The sequence below is a fragment of the Noviherbaspirillum humi genome, assembly GCF_900188095.1.
GTDB lineage: Bacteria > Pseudomonadota > Gammaproteobacteria > Burkholderiales > Burkholderiaceae_D > Noviherbaspirillum > Noviherbaspirillum humi.
The window spans coordinates 676,305-699,036 of the sequence record NZ_FZOT01000002.1; the positions used below are offsets into that span (position 1 = coordinate 676,305).

Below are 22,732 nucleotides of genomic sequence, written 5' to 3' on the forward strand. Positions count from 1 at the left end.
CCGCAACCGCGGGCATGGGCTTTTTGCTTGGCGCCCGTGATCTTGCGCAAGCCCTCCCGCCGCATCCGGCGCAGCATCTGCCGCAGGGAGATGGGGGATCACACCAACGGAGGCGAGACATGACGACCTATGCTGTCCAGCGACACCTGCAAGGCATCACCCTGCAACAGCTTTCCGCCGCGCAGCAGGCGGCGATCGAAGCCGCCAAGGCGGTTTCCGCCCAAGGCGACCCGGTAACCTATATCCGCAGCAACTTCTTCCCAGCCGACCAGCGCTGCACCTGCCTGTTCGAGGCGCAGAGCCGGGAAGCGGTGGAGAGAGTGAACCAAGAAGCGTCCCTGCCTTACGACAAGGTGGAAGAGGTGATGGATCTGCCGGCTCGGCATTGATCGGGTTTTGTGACTTGTTGAGCCCGCTTTGGCGGGCTTTTTAACGCTGGTTTAATGGGCAGTCATCATCTTGTATTGACTTGAACATCATCGTATCTCAAGGGATGACGACATTTGACAAACGCGGCCGTTCTTAAACAGCGACAACCGCAATCCGTATGATGAAAACAGTACGGGATGGCTTGCAACTGGGCCGTGTTAAGAACCAGCGTCAGAAGCTACAGAAGCAAAAAATACCTTCTCGATATTAGGTTCGCATGACATGCACGGACAAATTTTCACTGCTAAGAATGGCACATAGCAATATAAGAAAGCCGCCAGCTCTTTAAAAATCCAAATTACTGGCATTCAAATTGCATCTCGGGAGGTGCTACTGACTTCTACGTAAAGGAAGTTGCTCACACCGATCGTCATTGAGCCAGAACCTTCAGCAGATTAAAGGAATTGCACCACCTGCACTCCTTAATTAGTCGCAAGGTCATCTCAAGCTGATCACCTAACTCGTCTACTTACTTGATTGCTTGAGAGGCAAAAATGAGTCTCGCTGATAGAACCTCATCACCGTCAAACGCTGTTTACATTACTCAGCAGTCGAAGAATCCGATCATTACCGCTCAGGCAAATGCCAATACGAAGAGCTGTACGGTTTCCTCGACTCTGTTCGATCAGCAATTTTCTGAATTACGCAACAAGGTCATTACCCCAGAAGTCGCAGCTCACAAAAATACGGAGTACATCGGCAAATTGTTGCCGGAAGTTGAGTGCTTGATCAAAACTGCGGAGGCACTCAGAAAATCACTCCCGATTAATGAAGTAAAGGCTTCTCGTGACATCAGTCAGAAAATTGACACGCTCAAGTCTTGGTCGGAAGAGCTGCGGGCCATTTTGAAACGTAAGAAAGCCTCACAGCAACAACAACAAGGTTTCTGGAATTTTATTTTTCCCAAATAAGGAGTCTAGATCCAAATGAAATGGAAAGGAGCAGTACAAGCGGAAGGCGACGGAACTTGCTAGTTTTAATCCTGGATCTTCGATAGCGCATTTCATCTACATTAATAACCGTCGTTTCTCATCAACAAAGGAGAAGCCACAATGGCACAAGTTAATGCAGCAACTAGCGGCAATGCACCTGCGTTGCGTAACCTCTTACCAGAACTGACACTTCTGAAAGCTCCGCTTCATCGAAAGACTCCGGCACAGCAACAACCTGTGAAAGACATCCATCGACCCGCTCAAACAGAGCAGTCAACACATAAACCTGAAGCTTTATCTTTTCCAACGTTCGATCGGCTGAAATTCAATCTCCCATCTTCTTTGTTGATCAACATAGCAATCCCACTGCCATCTATTGGCATTGCAACAGCGACGGGGGCAGCAATTAATTCAACTATTGGCTCCGCGCTTAAACAAGCTAGCGAAAAATAGATGATCCTGGGTCGCTGTCATCACGGCAAGGTAACGCTTTAGATCAACTTACAGAAGATTGAATGCGAACGAATTCTAGATATCGAAGAGATCCGAAGTAAACGGAAAATAGCGCGACCATCTCGATTGGGTGATTCATCACCTCAATTACTTCAATTGAGCAATTATCTATTCAAATCGACATCAATAATTGACGTTCAATGAACGGAAAAAAGCAATCAATGTAAATATCCGAAGGGGTACGAAAATGGAAGTTAGCAATAGACTTGGCATGAAAACGCATTTAATTGCAGGCAGTCCCGCTCCCGCGATTTCTTTGGATTCATCTAGAAGGGTATCAAGCTTGAAGGGTGGAAACAACACATCCACATCTGCCATCCAATCGGAAATTGACGCCATCTTAAAAGAGATTAAAAAACTCGAAACAAGCACCTGCAGTTCGGCTAATTCTTGGAATGCGAAAATAGCCAATCTGCAATCAAGGATTATCGCTTTAAACAAGAATATGGTTACCCCCAGTGCTAACAGTTCAGGCTCTTCGCAAGCTGCCCTAGGCTCTCAGCTCCAAAAAGTTAATGAGTCTTTTAATAATCTACCTAAAAACTGTGTAACGTCCGCGGACAGTGAGCCGGGCTTGGAACGCATCAAACAATTCATTGAAACTCAGCTAAACCAATATCTAAGAAATATACCCCTTGAAAGTGGTGGGTATTAGAGAAGTAAGGTCGAAAAAGGCAAAGCGGAGGCTCTCGATTTAGTTGCAAGGCGCAACACGAAACGGCTCTTCGAGGAAAAAATCCGCTTCAAGTCTTCGTGCCCAATCACGCATTGCTTGGCATATCCTTAAATTAATATGGTCAGACATAAGTTGTCTCTGGAAAATGATTTTGCTTCTCTGCTTAAGCGAAGCGACATTCATTTAACGTCGGAGTGACTTGCCGACGCTCCAAGGATATCTTGATTAACATATAAAGGAAGTGAAATACTTATTTAAGATGGTCAAACATCCTACAACTAATGCCATCTTCGTCTTGCAAAATCAAACAGGCCCCTCCCGGTGTCCTTTATTTTTTCTTTGTCGTCTCAAAATACACGGCATGTTATTTGCTAAAAGAATGGCGCTTTGCAGGATGATTTATTAGTTGATTAACCATAGTTTTCATAAATCACCTCAAATTTATTTATTCTACTATTTTTATTTAATGGAGAAGCATTTATGGGATTCACATCACCTTGCGATCAGCAATCAACAAGCATTAGAGACCATTCAAGAAATCAGAGCACTTGTCCAACCCTGCCTCAAGCAGAAGTGAGTAAAACACCGACGAGTTGCGGAAAAGATTACGACCCTTATATTTCTGATTATTGGAAATTAATACATGAATTAATGCTGCAAAAAGATCCTGCCACATATGCACGGCTGCATAAGACAATGATCAATAAAAGAATTGAGGACCTCCTTAAGCGTGCTGAAGGCCTTAAGAAGAGTTGCAAAGATGATAAGCGAATCGCAGTTTTCGACACGGCCGCCAATCTTGATGCATGGCGGCAGATTGCAAACAAGCCTTCGAACATAGATATTTCTGCAGTCATCAATACAACGAAAAGGGTGCTTTCCGGGTTAATAGGAACGGCTGCTGGTACTGCTGCCGCAATTGGTGGCTTGGGAACTGCGGTCATAGAAAATCTTCCAGCATTTAAGCTTGGTCCACAGTTCTGAATCGATTTACCACAGCATCTGGTAATCATTGCAGTATTCAAGCGTTCCTTCATAAAAGCAAAAAAGCCCCACCACTCTAAAGGCGATGGGGCTTTTCCATTCAAACAACATCAATCTACATCAAGCCGCCTGCGCCACCTGCTTCCCGCTCAGCGCCCCATCAATCAACTCAATCCAATGCCGCACCGGCGTCTGCGTCCCCGACTGCAGATGCGTGAGGCAGCCGATATTCGCCGATACGATCATCTCCGGCTGGGTCGCTTCCAGCTTGGCGAGCTTGTCGTCGCGCAGGCGGTAGGCGAGGTCCGGTTCCAGCACCGAGTAGGTACCGGCGGAGCCGCAGCAGAGGTGACTATCGGCGCAGAGCTGGACGTCGACGCCGGCGGCGCGCAGCAGCTGCTCGATCTTGCCGCGGATCTTCTGGCCGTGCTGCAGGGTGCAGGGCGGGTGGTAGGCCACGCGCTTGGCGGGCAGGCCGTCCAGCTTGGCGAGCAGTTCCTGCTCGAAGGCAGGCAGGAGTTCGCTCAGGTCCTTGGTCATCTCCGAGATGCGCCGGGCTTTCTCGGCGTAGCGCGGGTCCCCGGCCAGCAGGTGGCCGTAGTCCTTCACCATCACGCCGCAGCCGGAGGCGGTCATGATCAGCGCTTCCACGCCCTGCTCGACATACGGCCACCAGGCGTCGATGTTGTGGCGGGCATCGTCGAGGCCGCCGTCGTGATCGTTCATGTGGTAGCGGATGGCGCCGCAGCAGCCTTCCTTGGGCGCGACCACCAGCTGCACGCCGAGGGCGTCGAACACGCGGGCGGTGGCGGCGTTGATGTTGGGCGCCATCGCCGGCTGCACGCAGCCGTCGAGCAGCAGCATCTTGCGCGCATGCTGGGTGCGCGGCCAGTCGCCTGAGCCGACGCGGGCCGGCACCTTGTTGCGCAGCACCGGCGGCAGCACCGCGCGCACCGTCTGGCCGGCGGCCATGGCCGGCTTGAACAGCCACTTGCGAGTGAGGCCTTCCTTCAGCGCCTCGCGCACCAGGCGCTGCTTGAGCGGGCGCGGCACCTGCTGCTCCACTACCTTGCGACCAATGTCGACCAGGCGGCCGTACTGCACGCCGGAGGGACAGGTAGTTTCGCAGTTGCGGCAGGTGAGGCAGCGGTCGAGGTGGATCTGGGTCTTGCGGGTGGCGGGCTTGCCTTCCAGCACCTGCTTCATCAGGTAGATGCGGCCGCGCGGGCCGTCGAGCTCGTCGCCCAGCAGTTGATAGGTGGGACAGGTGGCGGTGCAGAAGCCGCAGTGCACGCACTTGCGCAGGATCGCATCCGCTTCCTTGCCTTCCGGCGTGTCCTTGATGAAATCAGCGAGATTGGTTTGCATGGTCAGAATTCGGGATACAGGCGGCCGACGTTGAAGATGCCGGCCGGGTCGAAGGCTTTCTTGAGGCCGCCGTGGATGCGGGCGATCGCCGGCGGCAGTGGATGGAAGACACCGATGGCCTTGTCGCCGCCGCGGAACAGGCTGGCATGGCCGCCCGCTTCCTTGGCGGCGGCGCGGATGGCGTCGGCGCTCGCGGTGGTCTTGAGCCAGCGCTGGGCGCCGCCCCACTCGATCAGCTCGTCGCCGTCCAGCGTCAGCGGCTTGGCATGAGTGGGCAGAGACAGGCGCCACAGGCTGGCGGCGGGCTGCAGGGAGCCGAAGAAATCGTTGCTCTGCTCGCGCAGGCTGAGCCAGAGGCCGTCGGCGTCCGGCACCTGCTCGCCGCCCATGCGGGCGATGGCGGCCTCGATTGCCGCCGGCGCGCCGGACAGGCGCACCAGCAGCACGCCGCCATGCCAGGCGCTGGCCGAGATCGGCAGCGGCTGGCCGCCCCATTCGTTGAGGCGGCGGATGGCTTCCTCGCGCTCCATGGAAAAGCGCAGCGTGGTTTCCATCAGCGGGCGCGGCAGCACCTTGAGCGACACTTCCAGGATCAGGCCGAGCGTGCCGAGCGAGCCGGCCAGCAGGCGCGAGACGTCGTAGCCGGCCACGTTCTTCATCACCTGGCCGCCGAAATGCAGGATGTCGCCCTTGCCGTCCATCAGCACCGCGCCGAGCACGAAGTCGCGCACCGCGCCGGCGGCCTGGCGGCGCGGGCCGGAGAGGCCGGCCGCGACCACGCCGCCGATGGTGGCGCCGGGTCCGAAGTGCGGCGGCTCGAAGGCCAGTATCTGGTTGTGCTGCGCCAGCGCCTGCTCCACCTCGGCCAGCGGCGTGCCGGCGCGGGCGGTGATCACCAGTTCGGTCGGGTCGTAGGCGACGATGCCGCTGTAGGCGCGGGTATCGAGCACCTCGCCGTTGAGGGCCTGGCCGTACCAGTCCTTGCTGCCGCCGCCGCGGATGCGCAGCGGCTGGCGGCTGTTGCCGGCATCGAGGATGCGCTGCCTGAATTCTTGGATGATGGGTTCCATCGTCGTTGTTCTTAGAAGCGGGGAAGATCGGGGAATTTCACCAGGCCGCGCTGGACGTGCATCTTGCCGTACTCGGCGCAGCGGTGCAGCGAGGGAATCGCCTTGTCCGGGTTGAGCAGGAAGGCCGGATCGAAGGCGCGCTTGACGGCGAAGAAGGCTTCCCGCTCCTCCGGCGCGAACTGCACGCACATGGAATTGATCTTCTCGATGCCGACGCCGTGCTCCCCGGTGATGGTGCCGCCGACTTCCACGCACAGCTCCAGGATGGCGGCGCCGAAGGCTTCGGCGCGCTCGAATTCGCCCGGCTGGTTGGCATCGAACAGGATCAGCGGATGCAGGTTGCCGTCGCCGGCGTGGAAGACGTTGGCGCAGCGCAGGCCGAAGCGCTGCTCCATGTCGGCGATGCTGTTGAGCACCAGGCCGAGCTGCTTGCGCGGGATGGTGCCGTCCATGCAGTAATAGTCGGGCGAGATGCGGCCGGCGGCCGGGAAGGCGTTCTTGCGGCCGGACCAGAACTTCAGCCGCTCCGCCTCGTTCTCCGACACGGCGATGGCGGTGGCGCCGGAGGCGCGCAGCACCTCGGCCATGCGGCCGATCTCGTCTTCCACCTCTTCCGGCGTGCCGTCGGATTCGCACAGCAGGATGGCTTCCGCGTCGGTGTCGTAGCCGGCGTTGACGAAGGGCTCGACCATGCGCGAGGAGGTCTTGTCCATCATCTCCAGGCCGGCCGGAATGATGCCGGCGGCGATCACGTTGGCCACCGCATCCCCGCCCTTGGCGACATCGTCGAAGGACGCCATGATGACCCGCGCCAGCTGCGGCTTCGGCACCAGCTTGACGGTGACCTCGGTGACCACGCCGAGCATGCCTTCGGAGCCGATGAACACCGCCAGCAGGTCGAGGCCGGGCGCATCGAGCGACTCGCCGCCGAGCTCCACCACCTCGCCCTCGGTGGTGACCATGCGCACCTTCAGCACGTTGTGCACGGTGAGGCCGTATTTCAGGCAATGCACGCCGCCGGAATTTTCGGCCACGTTGCCGCCGATGGAGCAGGCGATCTGCGACGAGGGATCGGGCGCGTAGTACAGGCCGTGGGCGCTGGCCGCCTCCGAGATGGCGAGGTTGCGCACGCCGGGCTGGACCACGGCGGTGCGGGCGTACGGGTCGAGCTTGAGGATGCGGTTGAAGCGGGCGGTGGACAGCACTACGCCGTCGGCGATCGGCATGGCGCCGCCGGACAGGCCGGTGCCGGCGCCGCGCGGCACGATCGGCACCTGCAGCTCGCGGCAGGCCTTGAGGATGGCGATCACCTGCTCCTCGGTCTGCGGCAGCGCCACCACCATCGGCAGCTGGCGGTAGGCGGTCAGTCCGTCGCATTCGTAGGGCCGGGTGTCTTCCTCGTTGAACAGCACGCTGCCGTCGGGCAGGATGCGGTCCAGCGCGGCGGCGACTTCGCGCTGGCGCGCGGCGCTGAAGGCTTGGTTCGGGGTCGGGGCGTTCATGGCGGAATCCTTGACAGTCCGCCAGAACGGCGGATTTTCAGATGTGCAGAGTGTAGCGAAAAGCGCCACACGCTTGGGCCGATTATGCGGCGGCGCAGGCTGAAAAGCTTGAGGCCGGCGCTTGAATATTTTTCACCCGGCCGGCTTGGCGGCGTCGCGCTCCGGCCGTTTCCCTACAAGGTCTTGAAGGTATCGAACAGCCAGTCGACGAAGGCGGCCACCTCCGGACGGCGCCGCGCTTCCGGTTCGTAGACCACGTAGTACGCATGCGGCGGCGATGTCAGACAGACATCGAAAAGCTGCACCAGTTCACCCGAGGCAAGCTGCTCGGCGGCGAAATGCTGGCGGGTAAGGCCGACGCCGTAGCCGGCGCGGATGGCTTCCAGCAGCAGCCCGAGATCGTCCAGGCGCAGGCCGGTGGACGGCTCCGGCCAATCCAGGCCGGCCACTTCGAACCAGGGCTGCCACGGTTCCAGCGCCGAGCGCAGCAGGGTCGCCTTCTTCAGATCGGCCGGCGTCTGCAGGCCGCCGATGCCGGCCACGTAGCTCGGCGTGGCGACGGCGAAGGCCGGCTCCTCGAACAGCTTCTCGGTCAGGATGTCGGGATACTTGCCGGCGCCGAAGCGCACCTCGACATCGCTCTCCGAGAGGCTGAGATCGTACAGCGGCACCGAGAGGAAGATCTCGACCACGATGTCCGGATGACGCGACTGGAATTCCGCCAGGCGCGGCACCAGCAGGTAGCGGGCGAAGGTGGGAGGCACCGTGATCTTGATGCGCGGCTGGGCCGGCGTGTTCCGGTGCGGCAGGGGAAAGTCGGTCAGCGTGCGCAGCGCCGCCCGCACCACGTCGAGGTAGCGGCGGCCGAACTCCGACAGGTTGACGCTGCGGCCGTCGCGGATGAACAGGCGTTCGCCGACGAATTCCTCCAGCAGGCGGATGCGGTGCGACAGCGCCGACGGCGTGATGCACAGTTCCTCCGCCGCCAGGGCGAAGGCGCCGTGGCGGGCGGCGGCTTCGAAGGCCGACAGGGCGTGAACCGGGGGCAGACGTGTCGCCATGCAATCCTTTTTCTTGTTCTCCTGGAGCCGGCGGGCTTACCAGCGAATGATCTTGCCGGGGTTCATGATGTTCTTCGGGTCGAGCGCATGCTTCAAGGTGCGCATGACGTCGATCGCCTCCTCGCCATGCTCCTGCACCAGGAAATCCATCTTGTGCAGGCCGACGCCATGCTCGCCGGTGCAGGTGCCGTCCATGGACAGCGCCCGGCCCACCATGCGCGCATTCACGCCCTCGGCGCGCGCCACGTCTTCCGGATCGTTCGGGTCCACCATCAGCAGCACATGGAAATTGCCGTCGCCGACATGGCCGATGATGGAGTAGATGATGCCGTGGTGCTCGCAGTCCGCCTGCGTATCCAGGATGCATTCGGCCAGGCTGGAGATCGGCACGCAGCAGTCGGTGGAGATGGCGCGGGCGCCGGGGCGCATCTGCAGCATCGCGAAATAGGCATTGTGCCGCGCCTGCCAGAGGCGGGAGCGGTCTTCCGGCCGCGTCGCCCATTCGAAGCCGAGGGCATTGAACTCGAAGGCGATTTCCTGCACCGTCTGCGCCTGCTCGGCCACGCCCATGTCGCTGCCGTGGAACTCGAACAGCAGCAGCGGCTTTTCCGGCAGGGTCAGCTTGTCGTGGGCATTGATGCTGCGCACGCCGTTTTCGTCGAGAAACTCCACCCGCGCCACCGGTACGCCCATCTGGATGGTGCGGATCACCGCGTTGACCGCGTCGGCGGTGGTATTGAAGGAGCAGACCGCGGCGGAAATGGCTTCCGGCTGCGGATAGAGCCGCACCGTGACTTCGGTGATGATGCCGAGCGTGCCCTCGCTGCCGACGAAGACGCGGGTCAGGTCGTAGCCGGCGGAGGATTTCTTGGCGCGGGAACCGGTGCGGATGATGCGGCCGTCGGCGGTGACCACCGTCAGCATCAGGGTGTTTTCGCGCATGGTGCCGTAGCGCACGGCATTGGTGCCGGACGCGCGAGTGGCCGCCATGCCGCCGAGGGAAGCGTCGGCGCCGGGATCGATCGGGAAGAACAGGCCGGTGTCGCGCAGTTCGGCATTGAGCTGCTTGCGGGTGACGCCGGCCTGCACCGTTGCCGTCAGGTCCTGCGGATGGATGGCGACCACCGCATTCATTTGCGACAGGTCGATGGTGACGCCGCCGCGCAGCGCCAGGATGTGGCCTTCGAGCGAGGTGCCGGTGCCGTAGGGAATGATCGGCACTTCATGGCTGGCGCAGAGTTTCACCGCCGCCGCCACCTCCTCGGTGGACTGGGCGAATACCACCGCGTCGGGCGGCATGGGATCGTAGGAGGATTCGTCGCGGCCGTGGTGCTCGCGCATGGCCTGGGTGGTGGAAAGGCGCTCGCCGAAGACTGCGCGCAGCGCATCGAGCAGGGCTTCGGGCAATGGCTTTCTCAGCTCCGCCAGGGGGGTGGGATGGTTCATGCTGCCTCCGCTGATGCATTGTCGTCACCGGATTTTACTCCCGGAAGCGGGCACGGCGGATTTGGCTTATCCTCCGGCTGATTCCACCTCAAGGGACAGACGACAACATGGGCAACCGACTTTCGAAGATCGCCACCCGCACCGGCGACGACGGCACCACCGGCCTCGGCGACGGCAGCCGCACCGACAAGGACAGCCCGCGCGTGCACGCCATGGGCGACGTGGACGAGCTCAATTCCCACCTCGGCCTGCTGCTGTGCGAAGACATGCCGCCAGCCATGCGCGAGCAGCTGGTATCGATCCAGCATGACCTGTTCGACCTCGGCGGCGAGCTGTGCATTCCGGGTTACACGCTCATTCAGGAGGCGCACGTCGCCCGGCTGGATGGCTTGCTGGCGGACTACAACGCCGACCTGCCAGCGCTGAAGGATTTCATTCTCCCGGCCGGCTCCCGCGCCGCGTCGCTGGCACACGTCTGCCGCACCATCTGCCGCCGCGCCGAGCGCAGCGTGGTCAGCTTGGGACGGGTGGAAGCGGTGAACGAGGCGCCACGGCAATATCTGAATCGGCTGTCGGATCTGATGTTCGTGCTGTCGCGGGTGCTGAACCGTTATGCGGGCGGAGGGGATGTGTTGTGGGAGCGGGAGCGTAGCAGGTAGTTTTTGGAGCGCCGCTCTGTTCCTGCGGAGCCGGTCAGGCTTGCAAGCCCGACTGTGGGAAGGTCGCGCAGCAAAGAAAACTCCTCCCCTTTCAAGGGGGAGGTTGGGAGGGGGATGGGTTTCTTCCGCATTTAACGGATGTTCTTTAAGCGCGACAAAAACCCATCCCACCCACAGCAGCGCTTGCAAGCGCTGCTGGCTGCGCAGGCGCGGAGCAATACTCCGCGAAACCCCTGCTACGCCCCAAACCCTCCCCTTGAAGGGGAGGGGACTGGGTAGTCAGGTCCTGAACCTCACCCACGATCAGGCCCGCAAGCCTGACTGGCTTCGCGAGCGCAGGGCGGTGCCCTGCGAAATCCTCGCTATGCCCCTAGATGGGAAAGAAACTTCCTTGCTCCTTCAACCGACTCAATTATTCACCACCAGCCGCGGCTGATCCTTGCCGAACCGCTGGCGAATCGACGCCGCGATGCCAGCGCCATCCAGCCCGCAAGCCGCCAGCAGCTGCGCCGCATCGCCATGATCGATGAACCGATCCGGCAGGCCGAGATGCAGGATGGGCTTGACGATGCCGGCTTCGGCCAGCGCTTCCGCCACCGCCGATCCGGCGCCACCCATGATGCAGCCCTCCTCCACCGTCACCAGCGCTTCATGATCCTGCGCCAGCTGCTTCACCAGCTCGGCATCGAGCGGCTTGACGAAGCGCATGTTGGCCACGGTGGCGTCCAGCTTTTCCGCCGCCTGCAGCGCCGGATGCAGCATGGTGCCGAAGGCCAGGATGGCGATGCCCTTCCCTTCGCGGCGGATCTCGCCCTTGCCCAGCGGCAGCGTGTCCAGCGTCGGCTGCACCGCCGCGCCGATGCCGGCGCCGCGGGGATAGCGCACCGCCGCCGGTCCTTTGTACTGATAGGCGGTGGAAAGCATCTGCCGGCTTTCGTTTTCGTCCGACGGCGCCATCACCACCATGTTGGGAATGCAGCGCAGGTAGGCGAGATCGTAGTTGCCGGCGTGGGTGGCGCCGTCGGCGCCGACCAGGCCGGCGCGGTCGAGGGCGAAGGTGACGTCCAGGTTCTGCAGCGCCACGTCGTGGATCAGCTGGTCATAGCCGCGCTGCAGGAAGGTGGAGTAGATCGCCACCACCGGCTTGAAGCCTTCGCAGGCCATGCCGGCGGCAAAGGTGACCGCATGCTGCTCGGCGATGCCGACGTCGTAGTACCGGTCGGGGAAGCGCCGCTCGAATTCCACCAGGCCGGAACCTTCGCGCATGGCGGGCGTGATGCCAACCAGGCGTTGGTCGGCGGCGCCCATGTCGCACAGCCAGTCGCCGAACACCTGGGTGTACGTCAGCTTGGAGGCGGAGGCCGGCTTGATGCCTTCCTGCGGGTTGAACTTGCCGGGGCCGTGGTACAGCACCGGGTCGGCCTCGGCCAGCTTGTAGCCCTGGCCCTTCTTGGTGACCAGGTGCAGGAACTGCGGGCCTTTCAGGTTCTTCAGGTTCTGCAGCGTCGGCACCAGAGCGTCGAGGTCGTGGCCGTCGATCGGGCCGATGTAGTTGAAGCCGAACTCCTCGAACATCGTGGCCGGCATCACCATGCCCTTCGCATGCTCTTCTAGGCGCTTGGCCAGCTCCAGCATCGGGCCGGGCAGCACCGACTTGCCGACGTTGCGGGCGGCGGCGTAGAACTTGCCGGACATGAGCCGCGCAAGATAGCGGTTGAGCGCGCCCACCGGCGGCGAGATCGACATGTCGTTGTCGTTCAGGATCACCAGCAGGTTGATGTCGTCATAGACGCCGGCATTGTTGAGCGCCTCGAAGGCCATGCCGGCGGTCATGGCGCCGTCGCCGATCACCGCCACCGCATGCCGGTTCTCGCCCTTGGTGCGGGCGGCCAGCGCCATGCCGAGAGCGGCCGAAATCGAGGTGGAGGAATGGGCGGTGCCGAAGGTGTCGTACTCGCTCTCCGCCCGGCGCGGGAAGCCGGAGATGCCGTCCAGCTGGCGCAGGGTGCCCATGCGGTCGCGGCGGCCGGTGAGGATTTTATGCGGATAGGTCTGATGGCCGACGTCCCAGACGATGCGGTCTTCCGGCGTGTTGAAGACATAGTGCAGCGCGATGGTCAGCTCCACCGTGCCGAGGTTGGACGACAGGTGTCCGCCAGTCTTGGAGACGGAGTCCAGCACGAAGGCGCGCAGCTCGTCGGCCAGCGGCTTGAGCTGGAGGCGCGACAGCTGGCGCAGGTCGGCGGGGGAATCGATTTTGTTTAGCAGGTTCATACTAGGCTTTCCGCTGCACGATCAGGTTGGCCAGTTCGCGCAGTAGATGGGCACGGTCTCCGAAGGGAGCCAGCGCCTTGTGGGCATCATCCCGCAGTTTTCTTGCGAGCGCCTGCGATTGCTCAAGACCGAGCATCGAGACATAGGTTGGCTTGTTGTCGGCGGCATCCTTGCCGGCGGTCTTGCCCAGGGTGCCGGAATCGGCGGTAGCGTCGAGCACGTCGTCCACCACCTGGAAGGCCAGGCCGACGGCGGCGGCGTAGTCGTTCAGCGCCGCTTCTTCGGTGGGCGTCAGCGTCTTGCCGCACAGCGCGCCGAGCATCACCGAGACGCGCAGCAGCGCGCCGGTCTTCAGGCGATGCATCTGCTCCAGCTGCGGCAGGGTGAGCGTCAGCCCGACGCTGGCGAGGTCGATCGCCTGGCCGCCGCACATGCCGCGCGAGCCGGAGGCGTCCGCCAGCAGGCGCAGCATGGCCACCCGGCGCGCCGGATCCACGGCGTCGCTTCCCTCGGCCAGCACCAGGAAGGCCTGGGATTGCAGCGCATCGCCGGCGAGCAGCGCGGTGGCTTCCCCGAATTGCACATGCACCGTCGGCTTGCCGCGCCGCAGGGCATCGTCGTCCATGCAGGGCATGTCGTCATGCACCAGCGAGTAGGCGTGGATCATCTCCACCGCCGCGGCGGCGCGTGCCAGCGCGGCTTCGGGCGCCTCGAACACCGCGCCGGCGGCAAAGGCCAGCAGCGGACGCACCCGCTTGCCGCCGTCCAGCACGGCGTAGCGCATGGCCGCATGCAGCTGCGCCGGCGCCTCGGTGTCGGACGGCAGGAAGCCGTCCAGCGCCGCCTCCATGCGCACCTGCACGGCCCGCATCCATTCGGCGAATGCCGGATCGGGCATCATAGATCGGCCTCGCCGTCTTCCTCGCCATCCAGCGGAAAGGGCTTGAGCATGTCGCCTTCCAGTACCTTCACCTGGCCCTCAACCCGCTCGAGCTGCGAAGCGCAGAACTTCACCAGCTCCGAGCCGCGCTTGTAGGCGGCCACCGAAGCTTCCAGCGGCAGCTCGCCGGCTTCCATCTGCGACACCAGGTTTTCGAGTTCCGCCATCGCTTCCTCGAAAGACGCTGGCTGACCCGTGGCTATTGAGGGCTGAGTAGGCATACCGGGGATAAAAGAAAGTAAGCCCTCTATTTTAGAGCAATCCACCGCCGGTCAAGGAATCCCTTGCTGGCGGGATTTTCCTTGGGGCATTGTTCAGCCGCGCGGGGCGGCACGGCGCGCGCCGTTGCCTGTTCATTTTGTCACCGCTTTTTCCGCCGTTGCGCTGAAATTGGCGTAATTTGATTGTCATTTCCATACTGCGGACGTTTCCCCGCGCTCGGCATTTTCCCGTATCCCGAATCAACGGACGGAAACGGCGCTTCGGGTATAATCCCGCGTTCTGTCCAAAATTTCCGTTTCATCTTTTTTGAATACTGGTTTTTGCGGATTCTTTCTCTCTTAGGTTGGTGCAAATTAATTTGGGGGTGGGGATGTCCGATCTGGCTCAACTTGCCAAGCTCGCGCGCTCTAACGCGCAACTTCCGGTCAACGTCTATTTCGATCCTGCGCTGTTGCAGCAGGAAATCACAAAACTTTTCCAGCAGGGTCCGCGCTACGCCGGTCATGAACTGATGGTGCCTAATGCCGGCGATTACGCCACGCTGGCCTGGGAAAACGAGGGCCGCATGCTGGTGCGGAACGAGCAAGGCATTGAGCTGCTATCCAACGTCTGCCGCCACCGCCAGGCCAAGATGCTCGACGGCCGCGGCAATACCCGCAACATCGTCTGCCCGCTGCATCGCTGGACCTACGATCTCAAGGGTGAACTCATCGGCGCGCCGCATTTCGGCGAAACGCCGTGCATGAATCTCTCCAGGACGCCGCTGCAGAACTGGAACGGCCTGCTGTTCGAGCAGAACGGCTTCAATGTCGCCGAGCAGATGCGCAATCTCAGCGTCACCAAGGACCTCGATTTCAGCGGCTATATGCTCGACCACGTCGAAGTCCACGAATGCGACTACAACTGGAAGACCTTCATCGAGGTCTACCTCGAGGATTACCACGTCGAGCCTTTTCACCCGGGCCTGGGCAGCTTCGTCACCTGCAGCGACCTGAAATGGGAATTCGGCGAGAACTACAGCGTGCAGACGGTGGGCGTGAACCATGCGCTCAAGCGTTCCGGCACGCCGAAGTACAAGAAGTGGCAGGAGCAGCTGCTCAAGTTCCGCAACGGCGAGCCGCCCGCCTTCGGCGCCATCTGGCTGACGCTCTACCCGAACATCATGGTGGAGTGGTATCCCCACGTGCTGGTGGTATCGACGCTGTGGCCGAAGGGGCCGCAAAAGACGGTCAACGTGGTGGAGTTCTACTATCCTGAGGAGATCGCGCTGTTCGAGCGCGAATTCGTCGAAGCGGAACGCGAAGCCTACATGGAAACCTGCATCGAGGACGATGAGATCGGCCTGCGCATGGATGCCGGCCGCCGCATCCTGATGGAGCGCGGCGTCAGCGAAGTCGGCCCCTACCAGTCGCCGATGGAGGATGGCATGCAGCACTTCCACGAGTGGTACCGCAAGCACCTCGACCCCGAAAGCGCCAAGCCGGCGCTGTAAGCCACACACCCAGCCAGCCCGTCATGTCCGCATGACGGGCTTTTTCTTTCGCCGGCGGCATGAGCCCCGCCTTCCTTTCCTTCCCGTTTTCAAGTTCGTTCCGATGCAATCTTTGTGGATGCTGTTTGCCGCCTTCATGTTCTCCATCATGGGCGTGTGCGTGAAGCTGGGTTCCAGCCTTTACTCAACCTCCGAGATGGTGATGTACCGCGGCCTGATCGGCGTCGTCGCGCTCTTTGTTCTGATCCGGCTGCAGGGCGGCACCCTGAAGACCGCCTACCCCCGGCAGCATGCCTGGCGCGGCTTCATCGGCGTAGTCTCGCTGTGGCTGTGGTTCTACGCCATCGGCAAGCTGCCATTGGCCACCGCCATCACCCTCAACTACACCGCGCCGATCTGGATCGCCGCCATCCTCTTCGTCGCCGGCTGGTGGCACGGCACCAAGCGCTTCGAACTCGGCCTGACCCTGGCCATCCTGATGAGCTTCGCCGGCGTCACCCTGCTGTTGCAGCCCGCCTTCCATGCCGACCAGTGGCTGGGCGGCCTGCTCGGCCTGTGTTCCGGCCTGCTGTCGTCCATGGCCTATCTGCAGGTGCGCAAGCTCGGCCTGATGGGCGAGCCGGAGTACCGGGTGGTGTTCTTCTTTTCCGCCACCGGCATCGCCGCCGGCATTGTCGGCGCCCTCGCCGGCCAGGCCCTCGGCAATCCGGCCGAAGCCTGGCATGCCCATACCGGCCGCGGCATCCTGCTGCTGCTCGGCATGGGACTGAGCGCCGTCATCGCCCAGATGGCCATGACCCGCGCCTACCGCCTCGGCAAGACCCTGCTCACTGCCAACTTGCAGTACAGCGGCATCCTCTTCTCCAGCCTGTGGAGCGTGCTGCTGTGGAACGACCGCATCAGCTGGATGGGCTGGGCCGGCATCGGCATCATCTTCGTCAGCGGCCTCGCCGCGACCTATTACAATGCCCGCAGCGCCGGCGCGCAAGTCGCCAAGCCTGACGTGACCACCGCCAACGACCCGATCGCTACCGAAGCCTGACAAGGAGACCGCGATGTCCTTCACCACCCTGATCACCGCCCAGAATCTCTCCAGCCGCCTGGAGGAACCCAACTGGATCGTGCTCGACTGCCGCCACGATCTCGCCAACCCGGATGCCGGCCAGGCCGCATGGCAGGCAGGCCACATCCCCGGCGCCGCCTTCGCCCATCTTGACCGCGACCTCGCCGACCATGCCCGCGGCCCGAACGGCGAATTCCGCGGCCGCCATCCGCTGCCAAGCCAGGACGCCTTCATCGCCACCCTGCGCCGCTGGGGCGTGAACCAGGATTCGCAGGTCATCGCCTATGACGCCCACGGTGGCATGTTTGCCGCCCGCTTGTGGTGGATGCTGCGCTGGGTCGGCCACGAAGCGGTCGCGGTGCTGGACGGTGGCCTGCAGGCATGGCAGGCGCTCGGCCTGCCCGTCACCGCCGATGCACCATCGGCGCGCCCCGAAGGCAACATCGCCCTGCGGCCTTCCCTCACGTCCACCGTGGACGTCAACGAGTTGACGGCCAATCTCGCCACCGCCGAACTGACGGTGATCGACGCCCGCGCCCCGGACCGCTTCCGCGGTGAGAACGAAACCCTGGACCCGGTCGGCGGCCACATTCCCGGCGCGAAGAACCGCTTCTTCAAGGACAACCTGCTGCCTGACGGGCGATTCAAGCCGGCGGAGCAGTTGAAGCAGGAGTTCGCGCCGCTGTTGCCGGCGGCTGAACAGGGCGTGATGCAATGTGGGTCCGGCGTGACCGCTTGCCATAGTCTGCTGGCGCTGGAGGTGGCGGGTTTACAGGGGGCGGCGCTTTATCCGGGGTCGTGGAGTGAGTGGTGTGCGGATGAGCGGAGGCCGGTGGAGAAGTAGAAAGGCTTTTCACGACTTACAGGAGTTTAATGTAGGGCTATTGGCTATTGGCTGGGGGCTGGGGCTGGGCAAACTACGTTTGCCGCAATTAGTATGTTGACTGCGTTTGCGTCTACCTCTGCACCGCAAACATTTTTGGTTGCGCCGTGCAGCGTAAAATCACTCTTGTACACTTGCTCAGTGGTTATAGAGGCTACCTACCACATTGTCATTGGAAAAGCGGTCGATACTAAAGTACAGCGAGCTCCCCAAAAAATCTGAATCGAAGTACCACATATACAGCCCTCCCGTCAGCCTCGCGTTCCTGAGTTTCTTCACATGGAAGCTGCAACTTTCGCCGGGTTTCAATGTTCGGGATCTGCATGATGCTGGGACAACGGCGAGCTCCTCGTTATTGCGCGAGATGGCCATCCAAGATTTGAGAGTGACCGGTTCTGTGCCTCTATTCACAATGGGTACCTTTATTCGGTCACGACTGTTGTTGCTGAAGAAGAGAAACGTAAGGTTTCTTTTAAGCTCATCGCGGTCTTCTATTTCTAGCCAAGGCATCGAGAGCGACCCTGTTACTTTTTCTCGAAAAGAAAATTAACGTCTATCTGGTCAGGGAAATCGAGATTTGGATCAATTACGGAGATAAGAAGATCGTTTTCAAAATTTCCTGGGCCAAACTTGTGAGCGACAATGCCACCCCAGATCTCATGGTCCGAGGTCCCTCGACAGCGGGGCTCAACAGCCTTCTTGAAGTAACAATCGGCCATTGAACATCCTTCCTGTACCTCGAGATGCTTGGGAAAGACGATCAACCTATATCGTTCAGTCGAAAGAACGAAGTCTTGGTCATGTGGGCTGCTGCGCATTGACAAAGCCCCCATGTCCATCCGCTTGACGATACGGCTTTTCGAATCAAGCAGGACCGCTTTGAAGCGGGAACGTATAAAAAATTTGCATAGCTTAAGGTCGGCGCCTTCTCTCGCATGTGCGCTGCCGGAGAACAATGCTGTTAAGAAGAGAAAGGCAAAGATTTTGCAAAGGGTAGCGTTGCACGATCCAGAGTCGTCATATTTATTCATTGAAGACCATACCTTCACAAATCTTTCAGGTAGCTTTTGCAAGCTCGAAAATAAATTTTGATCTTTAGAGTTTCAGCACTCGTGAAGAAGCGATGTCTGCCAAAGGCTTTCGCCTAGGAGCACTCTAATGCGTCAAAAAAGTGGCTTTAATCTTCAAGCTATCATTCTAAATCTTCCAGAACTTAAAATATTTCTTAGGGTCTTTGGTCGACCAAAGGGGACCACATCCAACTTAATTTTACATATGCATTTAGTGGGAGAGTCTCAGCGAACCACTAATTGTTTTTTGACCTTATACTTTTGATGAATCGAAGTTGTATACTCACGAAGTAATTTCCATTCAGTTTTGATGCTTTTGCTTCCCCACTTTAGAACTTCCATACTGTTATCTTCTTGGTTAAGCGCGATATCATCGATTTTCCATCTACCGTCTTCTTTTACTAAGGAGTAGCGTGTCCAAGATGGCCAAGTCCAATATTTATAACGCACTACTAAAGTGACTGAGCTTCCGTTAATTTTCGCAGTGCCAATTTTCAAAAACTTCATCACGGTGTCAAATTCCTCAGGCCGTGTTCCGAATCTGAAATCAAGGTAATAATCGTTGTGCACCAATTTTTTATCAATAAGATGCGCTGGCACTGGCATTTCAGGCTTTTCTGGTACTAGACACTGTACCCACATAAAGAGACTCAGAAAATCTTTACTAAAATAGCGTTTGTATGTGGGGAAGAGCTGGGTTGAGGCATCTGAGAGTGGATCTAAAAAAGCTTTCTCGCCTCTTCTGCTGTCCGGTTTTCCGGTGCTACAAAGTAGCGTTTCCGGATCTATAGCGACGAACGATTTGATAAGACTTTCTGCAGCCAAGAGGTCCTCGGAGCTTACCTTAGTGGCTGCGCTTGAAAAGGCCGATGCAGCCAAAAGAATAAGCACACAAAGCAATCTTTTTATCACTATGCCTCCTTAACGTAGCTAGCGTGTTTTTTCAATACGTCTGGCATGGTGATCTGCTGTTGTTTTCCGCCGCCAGGTAAACAAGCCCACACTTTATATAAACTACATTTCTCAACAGCTTCTTCGACTTTCCCTTCCATCAAATAACCGAGCGCAGTGCGTTTTATTCCTTTGGGGTCAGGTTCATTTGAAGTGCTTTCTTGAAGCAAATAAAGGGCGACTCGGTCCTGCATCTGTGGGTTGAATAATTCCGGCCATCCAGTTTTCTTAATTATCGAGTTCCATGTTGCCCACATAATCTGGTAAGCTCCTGCGACAACTTTTTGTCCAAGTTTTGTTCCAGGGTGTGTTTCCCAAGAGTCGAAAGTTACCTCTCTTCTATTTTCTCTTCGTAACGCTTGATAGGGCTTCTGATAATCCTTCGCTTCTAATTCGCGCAATATCCGCAAAAAAGCATCAACGTTACGAAAAGATGCCGGATCGCTTATTTTTCTGTATATACCCGTCACCCGGTATCTCTTTGTATCTCTTCTTTGTCCACCTAATGAAGGTATGGTCCTCCAGGAAAAGTCACTGACGAACCCGTGATAGGTTCGTATATCAATATGTCCTGACGCAGTTGGATCATAAGGATGGACTTGTTCGTAAACGATAATGTCTCCCGGAGCTGTGTACATTAGATCGGGCTGCGTATAAGTAGCGAAATACTTCTCAGGAACTGCTGTGTCACTATCCGCCTTCATTACGCCGACACTGATGGACTTTGAGACATCCTCATATCGAATCTCAATCTTTGGAAGCTGCTGTGAAATGTCGGTGAACCCGTAACTGATCCAATCAGCTCCTGATTCCTTTGCATGCCGTGAGTTGCCGTGACCACTGGTGTAACCACTGCGGTGTAGCGCAACCTTGACATAGACAAGACAAATCCCTTTGGGACTGGTTGGAGCTTTAGGATCAAATTTTGGATCCTTCTCCTGGGCGTATTTCGCAAGCACATTGATGGTTGGCGCACCGGCACGCTTATATGGCGTGTAATCGAGGCTGAGCTGATTCTCAGCAAACTCAACAAGGCGCTTTACCTGTTCCACCGCGTCTTGTGTATTCACTGCCACCGGCTTTTCAATGCTTGGTTGTAATTTGGGATGGGCTTGCGGCACAGGTAGAGGCACTGGAGCCGGGGAACTGGGCGTCGCATTCTTTTTCTGCGGCTGAGGAGTTGCGGGCCGTGCCGCTGGTTTTGCTTTGGGGGTCGACGGGTTGATATGGAAATCCTTCCAGGTCCAAAGGTTGAATGCAGCCAGAACCTTTCGCTTAAGCCAATCCAGCGTCGAGTCCTGTACCGTTGCCTGAGGGTGGCCCCGACTGTCACGGTCATTCACAACTTTTACAGCCGTCTGGTTCGGTGCAGTTGTCGGCTTGGAGGATGGATTCGTTGCTTTATCATTTGAGCTGCCTTTACCCGTCGCATTTTTTTCCAGATTTTTTGTCCCTTGCGGTGCTGAAGAGGCGGACGTACCGGATGGCGCCGGGGCGGCTTTCTTTTCATCGGCAGATGGTTTTGGAAGTTGCTGTTCCGCGTTTCCCGGTTCTCCATGATGAAGCTCGGTTTCGACTTCGGCTTTGACCTTGGGACTTACGATGGAGTAGCCATTCCATCCCGCTTCGGCCAACAACGTTCCAACATACTTGTAGTCGCATGCGTGCTCCCGGTAGACATACAGTTCTACCTCGGTCGAGGGATCGAGATCGACCAGTAGTTCGAGGCGTCCGTCGTCCTTGGTGACCCCGGCGATGGTAGTTGTCGGTGTCTTGAGGCGATATTTCAAGCCGGGAATCGGCTGCATGGCAAAGTCGATGATCGACATGCTCAGTGTTGCGGTGTCCGCAGGCTCGCTCGGATTCTCCTGACCCTCGGCTGTTGAAGAAAACGCTTCACCTTGTTCTGCATTATCTGGAAACGCAGTAGCTGCGCTTATTCCCTCTTCCTTGGTAATCTTTTCAACTGCGGGCTCATCTTTCCTGTAGCCCTCGCCGCCGAATGGTTCTCCATCGGGTAAAGAAGACAAGCCTGGATTGCCTTGCACCTCCTGTTCACTGACGTCGGCCATGAATTCGCTCCTTTCTCGTCAATGGTTTCGATCGCCGAAAATGCGCCACTGCCCATCGCCCACCCAGACAGTAAGTTTTTCCTTCTGTGCGGTGACCACCGTCTGGGTGCGGCCTAATTCGTCCAGCGTTCCCTTGGCTAACAAGGCGCCTGATGACGAGCGGATCTCGTAGGGCGCTTGCTCAAGCACTTTCGCTCCGCCTGGGATCAGTCCGATAACCTGGGAAAGGTTGATGCGCTGGCTATAGCTTTCCTCGGTCGCCATCTTGGGCAGTGGCGAGATGGCTAGCGCTTCCTTGACGGGTCCGCTCAAATCAAACTTCGCCGCCTTCTGCGACTGCAGCCCCGGGCAATGCACTTCGATATCCTTGCCCACGCGGATATACCCGCCCCCGGCCGCCAGCAGAATCTCCTGCGGCGCCTGGATCACCACCCTGCCGCCCACGCTGCTGATGGTGAGCTCCTGCTGCGCTGCCAGGCTCATCGGTCCGTCCTGCGCCTGCAGCGTCATGCCGCCCTTGGCTGCGATCAGCTTGAAGGTGTCCTTCACCTTCGCTTTTGCTCCGCCGACGAATAGCGAGATCGATTCGGCGACGTTGTGGATCCAACGCCGGCCGGTGGTCTGGTTGCTGTCGCGCTGGGCGATCTGGTCGATGTTGGTTTGCGCGGTCATCGTCATGCTTTGGCCGCTGGCGATGGCAATGCCGTCCGGGCCGCTGGCGGCGATGATGCGCTGGCCGCCGTTGGCTTTTTGTTTCGCGGTATTGCTACCGTTTTCCAGGTCGTGCAGCGCTTGCCTCAGATGCGCCTGGTGGCCCTGCTCGCTGCTGCCGACGGGTACCGCATCGTCGTTGATGCGCTGGTTGCCGTGCCCGGTCTCCGGCTGGTTCGCTTGCTGGTGCAGCGCCTGCTCGCCTTGCCGTTCGGCCAGCTGGAGCGCGGCGTCGAGCAGTTGCAGCAGCGCTTGCCGTTCCAGCTGTACGCCGTTGGCATGCGGCTGGGATTCGGCGGTGAGCAGCAGGCCCCTGGCGGCCCGGATGGCGGCGGCGGCATCGGTGCGCAGTTCGATGCCTTCGCCGCGCGGCGCGGCCTTGCCGTCGGTGCGCGCATGGCCGAGCCAGCCGAG

21 protein-coding genes are annotated in these 22,732 nt (G+C 59.3%); 9 read left to right on the forward strand and 12 right to left on the reverse strand.

From position 1 onward, the window contains the following. Nucleotides 1–119: 119 nt before the first annotated feature. The 5 genes from CHB88_RS06490 (at nt 120) to CHB88_RS24235 (ending at nt 3,534) form a co-directional block, all read left to right on the forward strand. Nucleotides 120–389 carry a nickel-binding protein gene (locus CHB88_RS06490; protein WP_089398450.1) on the forward strand — a complete coding sequence of 90 codons (270 nt, stop codon included), beginning with the start codon at nt 120–122 and terminating at the stop codon, nt 387–389. Nucleotides 390–923: 534 nt separating this feature from the next. Beyond that, nucleotides 924–1,340: a hypothetical protein gene (locus tag CHB88_RS06495; RefSeq protein ID WP_089398451.1), complete on the forward strand. Its 417-nt coding sequence runs from the start codon at nt 924–926 to the stop codon at nt 1,338–1,340. 141 nt (nt 1,341–1,481) lie between these two features. Beyond that, nucleotides 1,482–1,814: a hypothetical protein gene (locus CHB88_RS24225; protein WP_143131143.1), complete on the forward strand. Its 333-nt coding sequence runs from the start codon at nt 1,482–1,484 to the stop codon at nt 1,812–1,814. A gap of 247 nt (nt 1,815–2,061) precedes the next feature. Then, nucleotides 2,062–2,529, forward strand: a complete 468-nt coding sequence (locus tag CHB88_RS24230; protein ID WP_176442342.1) for a hypothetical protein — start codon at nt 2,062–2,064, stop codon at nt 2,527–2,529. Nucleotides 2,530–3,030: 501 nt separating this feature from the next. Then, complete coding sequence (locus CHB88_RS24235; RefSeq protein ID WP_143131145.1) at nt 3,031–3,534, forward strand: hypothetical protein; 504 nt, start codon at nt 3,031–3,033, stop codon at nt 3,532–3,534. Between the two features lie 120 nt (nt 3,535–3,654). On the opposite strand, the gene glcF is transcribed toward CHB88_RS24235, so the two are convergent. From glcF to CHB88_RS06520, 5 genes are all read right to left on the reverse strand, one after another. Continuing rightward, on the reverse strand, nt 3,655–4,902 hold the full coding sequence (gene glcF / locus CHB88_RS06500) for a glycolate oxidase subunit GlcF (protein ID WP_089398452.1): 1,248 nt from the start codon (nt 4,900–4,902) through the stop codon (nt 3,655–3,657). Between the two features lie 2 nt (nt 4,903–4,904). Continuing rightward, complete coding sequence (gene glcE / locus CHB88_RS06505) at nt 4,905–5,972, reverse strand: glycolate oxidase subunit GlcE (RefSeq protein WP_089398453.1); 1,068 nt, start codon at nt 5,970–5,972, stop codon at nt 4,905–4,907. An 11-nt stretch (nt 5,973–5,983) separates the two neighbouring features. After that, complete coding sequence (locus tag CHB88_RS06510) at nt 5,984–7,474, reverse strand: FAD-linked oxidase C-terminal domain-containing protein (RefSeq protein WP_089398454.1); 1,491 nt, start codon at nt 7,472–7,474, stop codon at nt 5,984–5,986. Nucleotides 7,475–7,647: 173 nt separating this feature from the next. Then, nucleotides 7,648–8,535, reverse strand: coding sequence for a LysR substrate-binding domain-containing protein (locus CHB88_RS06515; protein ID WP_089398455.1), 888 nt, complete (start codon nt 8,533–8,535; stop codon nt 7,648–7,650). Nucleotides 8,536–8,571: 36 nt separating this feature from the next. After that, complete coding sequence (locus CHB88_RS06520; RefSeq protein WP_089398456.1) at nt 8,572–9,981, reverse strand: FAD-binding oxidoreductase; 1,410 nt, start codon at nt 9,979–9,981, stop codon at nt 8,572–8,574. A 107-nt stretch (nt 9,982–10,088) separates the two neighbouring features. Between CHB88_RS06520 and CHB88_RS06525 the strand changes: the two genes are divergently transcribed. Beyond that, nucleotides 10,089–10,640, forward strand: coding sequence for a cob(I)yrinic acid a,c-diamide adenosyltransferase (locus CHB88_RS06525; protein WP_089398457.1), 552 nt, complete (start codon nt 10,089–10,091; stop codon nt 10,638–10,640). Between the two features lie 408 nt (nt 10,641–11,048). Here CHB88_RS06525 and dxs read toward each other — a convergent pair whose 3' ends face one another. The 3 genes from dxs to CHB88_RS06540 are packed head-to-tail and all read right to left on the reverse strand — an operon-like array spanning nt 11,049 to nt 14,075. Further along, complete coding sequence (dxs, locus tag CHB88_RS06530) at nt 11,049–12,914, reverse strand: 1-deoxy-D-xylulose-5-phosphate synthase (RefSeq protein ID WP_089398458.1); 1,866 nt, start codon at nt 12,912–12,914, stop codon at nt 11,049–11,051. Between the two features lies 1 nt (nt 12,915). Then, on the reverse strand, nt 12,916–13,815 hold the full coding sequence (locus CHB88_RS06535) for a polyprenyl synthetase family protein (protein ID WP_089398459.1): 900 nt from the start codon (nt 13,813–13,815) through the stop codon (nt 12,916–12,918). After that, nucleotides 13,812–14,075, reverse strand: coding sequence for an exodeoxyribonuclease VII small subunit (locus CHB88_RS06540; RefSeq protein WP_089398460.1), 264 nt, complete (start codon nt 14,073–14,075; stop codon nt 13,812–13,814). Before CHB88_RS06540 ends, CHB88_RS06535 begins: the two co-directional genes overlap by 4 nt. A 371-nt stretch (nt 14,076–14,446) precedes the next feature. On the opposite strand from CHB88_RS06540, the gene CHB88_RS06545 reads away from it, so the two are divergent. The 3 genes from CHB88_RS06545 (at nt 14,447) to CHB88_RS06555 (ending at nt 17,475) form a co-directional block, all read left to right on the forward strand. Beyond that, entirely contained in the window at nt 14,447–15,568 is a 1,122-nt protein-coding gene (locus CHB88_RS06545; protein WP_089398461.1) for an aromatic ring-hydroxylating oxygenase subunit alpha, read from the forward strand. Between the two features lie 103 nt (nt 15,569–15,671). Further along, a complete protein-coding gene (locus tag CHB88_RS06550) occupies nt 15,672–16,610 on the forward strand; it encodes a DMT family transporter (RefSeq protein ID WP_089398526.1) in 939 nt (312 codons plus the stop codon). A 13-nt stretch (nt 16,611–16,623) separates the two neighbouring features. Beyond that, the gene (locus CHB88_RS06555) at nt 16,624–17,475 is read left to right on the forward strand and encodes a sulfurtransferase (RefSeq protein WP_089398462.1); all 852 of its coding nucleotides are present in this window, start codon (nt 16,624–16,626) and stop codon (nt 17,473–17,475) included. Nucleotides 17,476–18,038: 563 nt separating this feature from the next. Here CHB88_RS06555 and CHB88_RS06560 read toward each other — a convergent pair. The 4 genes from CHB88_RS06560 to CHB88_RS06565 all read right to left on the reverse strand — a co-directional run. Next, nucleotides 18,039–18,545: a hypothetical protein gene (locus CHB88_RS06560; protein WP_089398463.1), complete on the reverse strand. Its 507-nt coding sequence runs from the start codon at nt 18,543–18,545 to the stop codon at nt 18,039–18,041. A gap of 264 nt (nt 18,546–18,809) precedes the next feature. Continuing rightward, entirely contained in the window at nt 18,810–19,496 is a 687-nt protein-coding gene (locus CHB88_RS24240; protein WP_143131146.1) for a hypothetical protein, read from the reverse strand. Beyond that, complete coding sequence (locus tag CHB88_RS24245) at nt 19,496–21,607, reverse strand: lysozyme family protein (RefSeq protein WP_143131147.1); 2,112 nt, start codon at nt 21,605–21,607, stop codon at nt 19,496–19,498. The genes CHB88_RS24240 and CHB88_RS24245 overlap by 1 nt, the downstream gene beginning before the upstream one ends. An 18-nt stretch (nt 21,608–21,625) precedes the next feature. Next, nucleotides 21,626–22,732 (reverse strand): DUF2345 domain-containing protein (locus tag CHB88_RS06565; RefSeq protein ID WP_143131148.1); only part of this gene is annotated, 1,107 nt, incomplete at its 5' end.

Excerpts from the sequence above, each read along its gene's own strand:
- CHB88_RS06490 (WP_089398450.1), top strand. The coding sequence starts at position 120 with ATGACGACCTATGCTGTCCAGCGACACCTGCAAGGCATCACCCTGCAA.
- CHB88_RS06495 (WP_089398451.1), top strand. The coding sequence starts at position 924 with ATGAGTCTCGCTGATAGAACCTCATCACCGTCAAACGCTGTTTACATT.
- CHB88_RS24225 (WP_143131143.1), top strand. The coding sequence starts at position 1,482 with ATGGCACAAGTTAATGCAGCAACTAGCGGCAATGCACCTGCGTTGCGT.
- CHB88_RS24230 (WP_176442342.1), top strand. The coding sequence starts at position 2,062 with ATGGAAGTTAGCAATAGACTTGGCATGAAAACGCATTTAATTGCAGGC.
- CHB88_RS24235 (WP_143131145.1), top strand. The coding sequence starts at position 3,031 with ATGGGATTCACATCACCTTGCGATCAGCAATCAACAAGCATTAGAGAC.
- glcF (WP_089398452.1), bottom strand. The coding sequence starts at position 4,902 with ATGCAAACCAATCTCGCTGATTTCATCAAGGACACGCCGGAAGGCAAG.
- glcE (WP_089398453.1), bottom strand. The coding sequence starts at position 5,972 with ATGGAACCCATCATCCAAGAATTCAGGCAGCGCATCCTCGATGCCGGC.
- CHB88_RS06510 (WP_089398454.1), bottom strand. The coding sequence starts at position 7,474 with ATGAACGCCCCGACCCCGAACCAAGCCTTCAGCGCCGCGCGCCAGCGC.
- CHB88_RS06515 (WP_089398455.1), bottom strand. The coding sequence starts at position 8,535 with ATGGCGACACGTCTGCCCCCGGTTCACGCCCTGTCGGCCTTCGAAGCC.
- CHB88_RS06520 (WP_089398456.1), bottom strand. The coding sequence starts at position 9,981 with ATGAACCATCCCACCCCCCTGGCGGAGCTGAGAAAGCCATTGCCCGAA.
- CHB88_RS06525 (WP_089398457.1), top strand. The coding sequence starts at position 10,089 with ATGGGCAACCGACTTTCGAAGATCGCCACCCGCACCGGCGACGACGGC.
- dxs (WP_089398458.1), bottom strand. The coding sequence starts at position 12,914 with ATGAACCTGCTAAACAAAATCGATTCCCCCGCCGACCTGCGCCAGCTG.
- CHB88_RS06535 (WP_089398459.1), bottom strand. The coding sequence starts at position 13,815 with ATGATGCCCGATCCGGCATTCGCCGAATGGATGCGGGCCGTGCAGGTG.
- CHB88_RS06540 (WP_089398460.1), bottom strand. The coding sequence starts at position 14,075 with ATGCCTACTCAGCCCTCAATAGCCACGGGTCAGCCAGCGTCTTTCGAG.
- CHB88_RS06545 (WP_089398461.1), top strand. The coding sequence starts at position 14,447 with ATGTCCGATCTGGCTCAACTTGCCAAGCTCGCGCGCTCTAACGCGCAA.
- CHB88_RS06550 (WP_089398526.1), top strand. The coding sequence starts at position 15,672 with ATGCAATCTTTGTGGATGCTGTTTGCCGCCTTCATGTTCTCCATCATG.
- CHB88_RS06555 (WP_089398462.1), top strand. The coding sequence starts at position 16,624 with ATGTCCTTCACCACCCTGATCACCGCCCAGAATCTCTCCAGCCGCCTG.
- CHB88_RS06560 (WP_089398463.1), bottom strand. The coding sequence starts at position 18,545 with ATGAATAAATATGACGACTCTGGATCGTGCAACGCTACCCTTTGCAAA.
- CHB88_RS24245 (WP_143131147.1), bottom strand. The coding sequence starts at position 21,607 with ATGGCCGACGTCAGTGAACAGGAGGTGCAAGGCAATCCAGGCTTGTCT.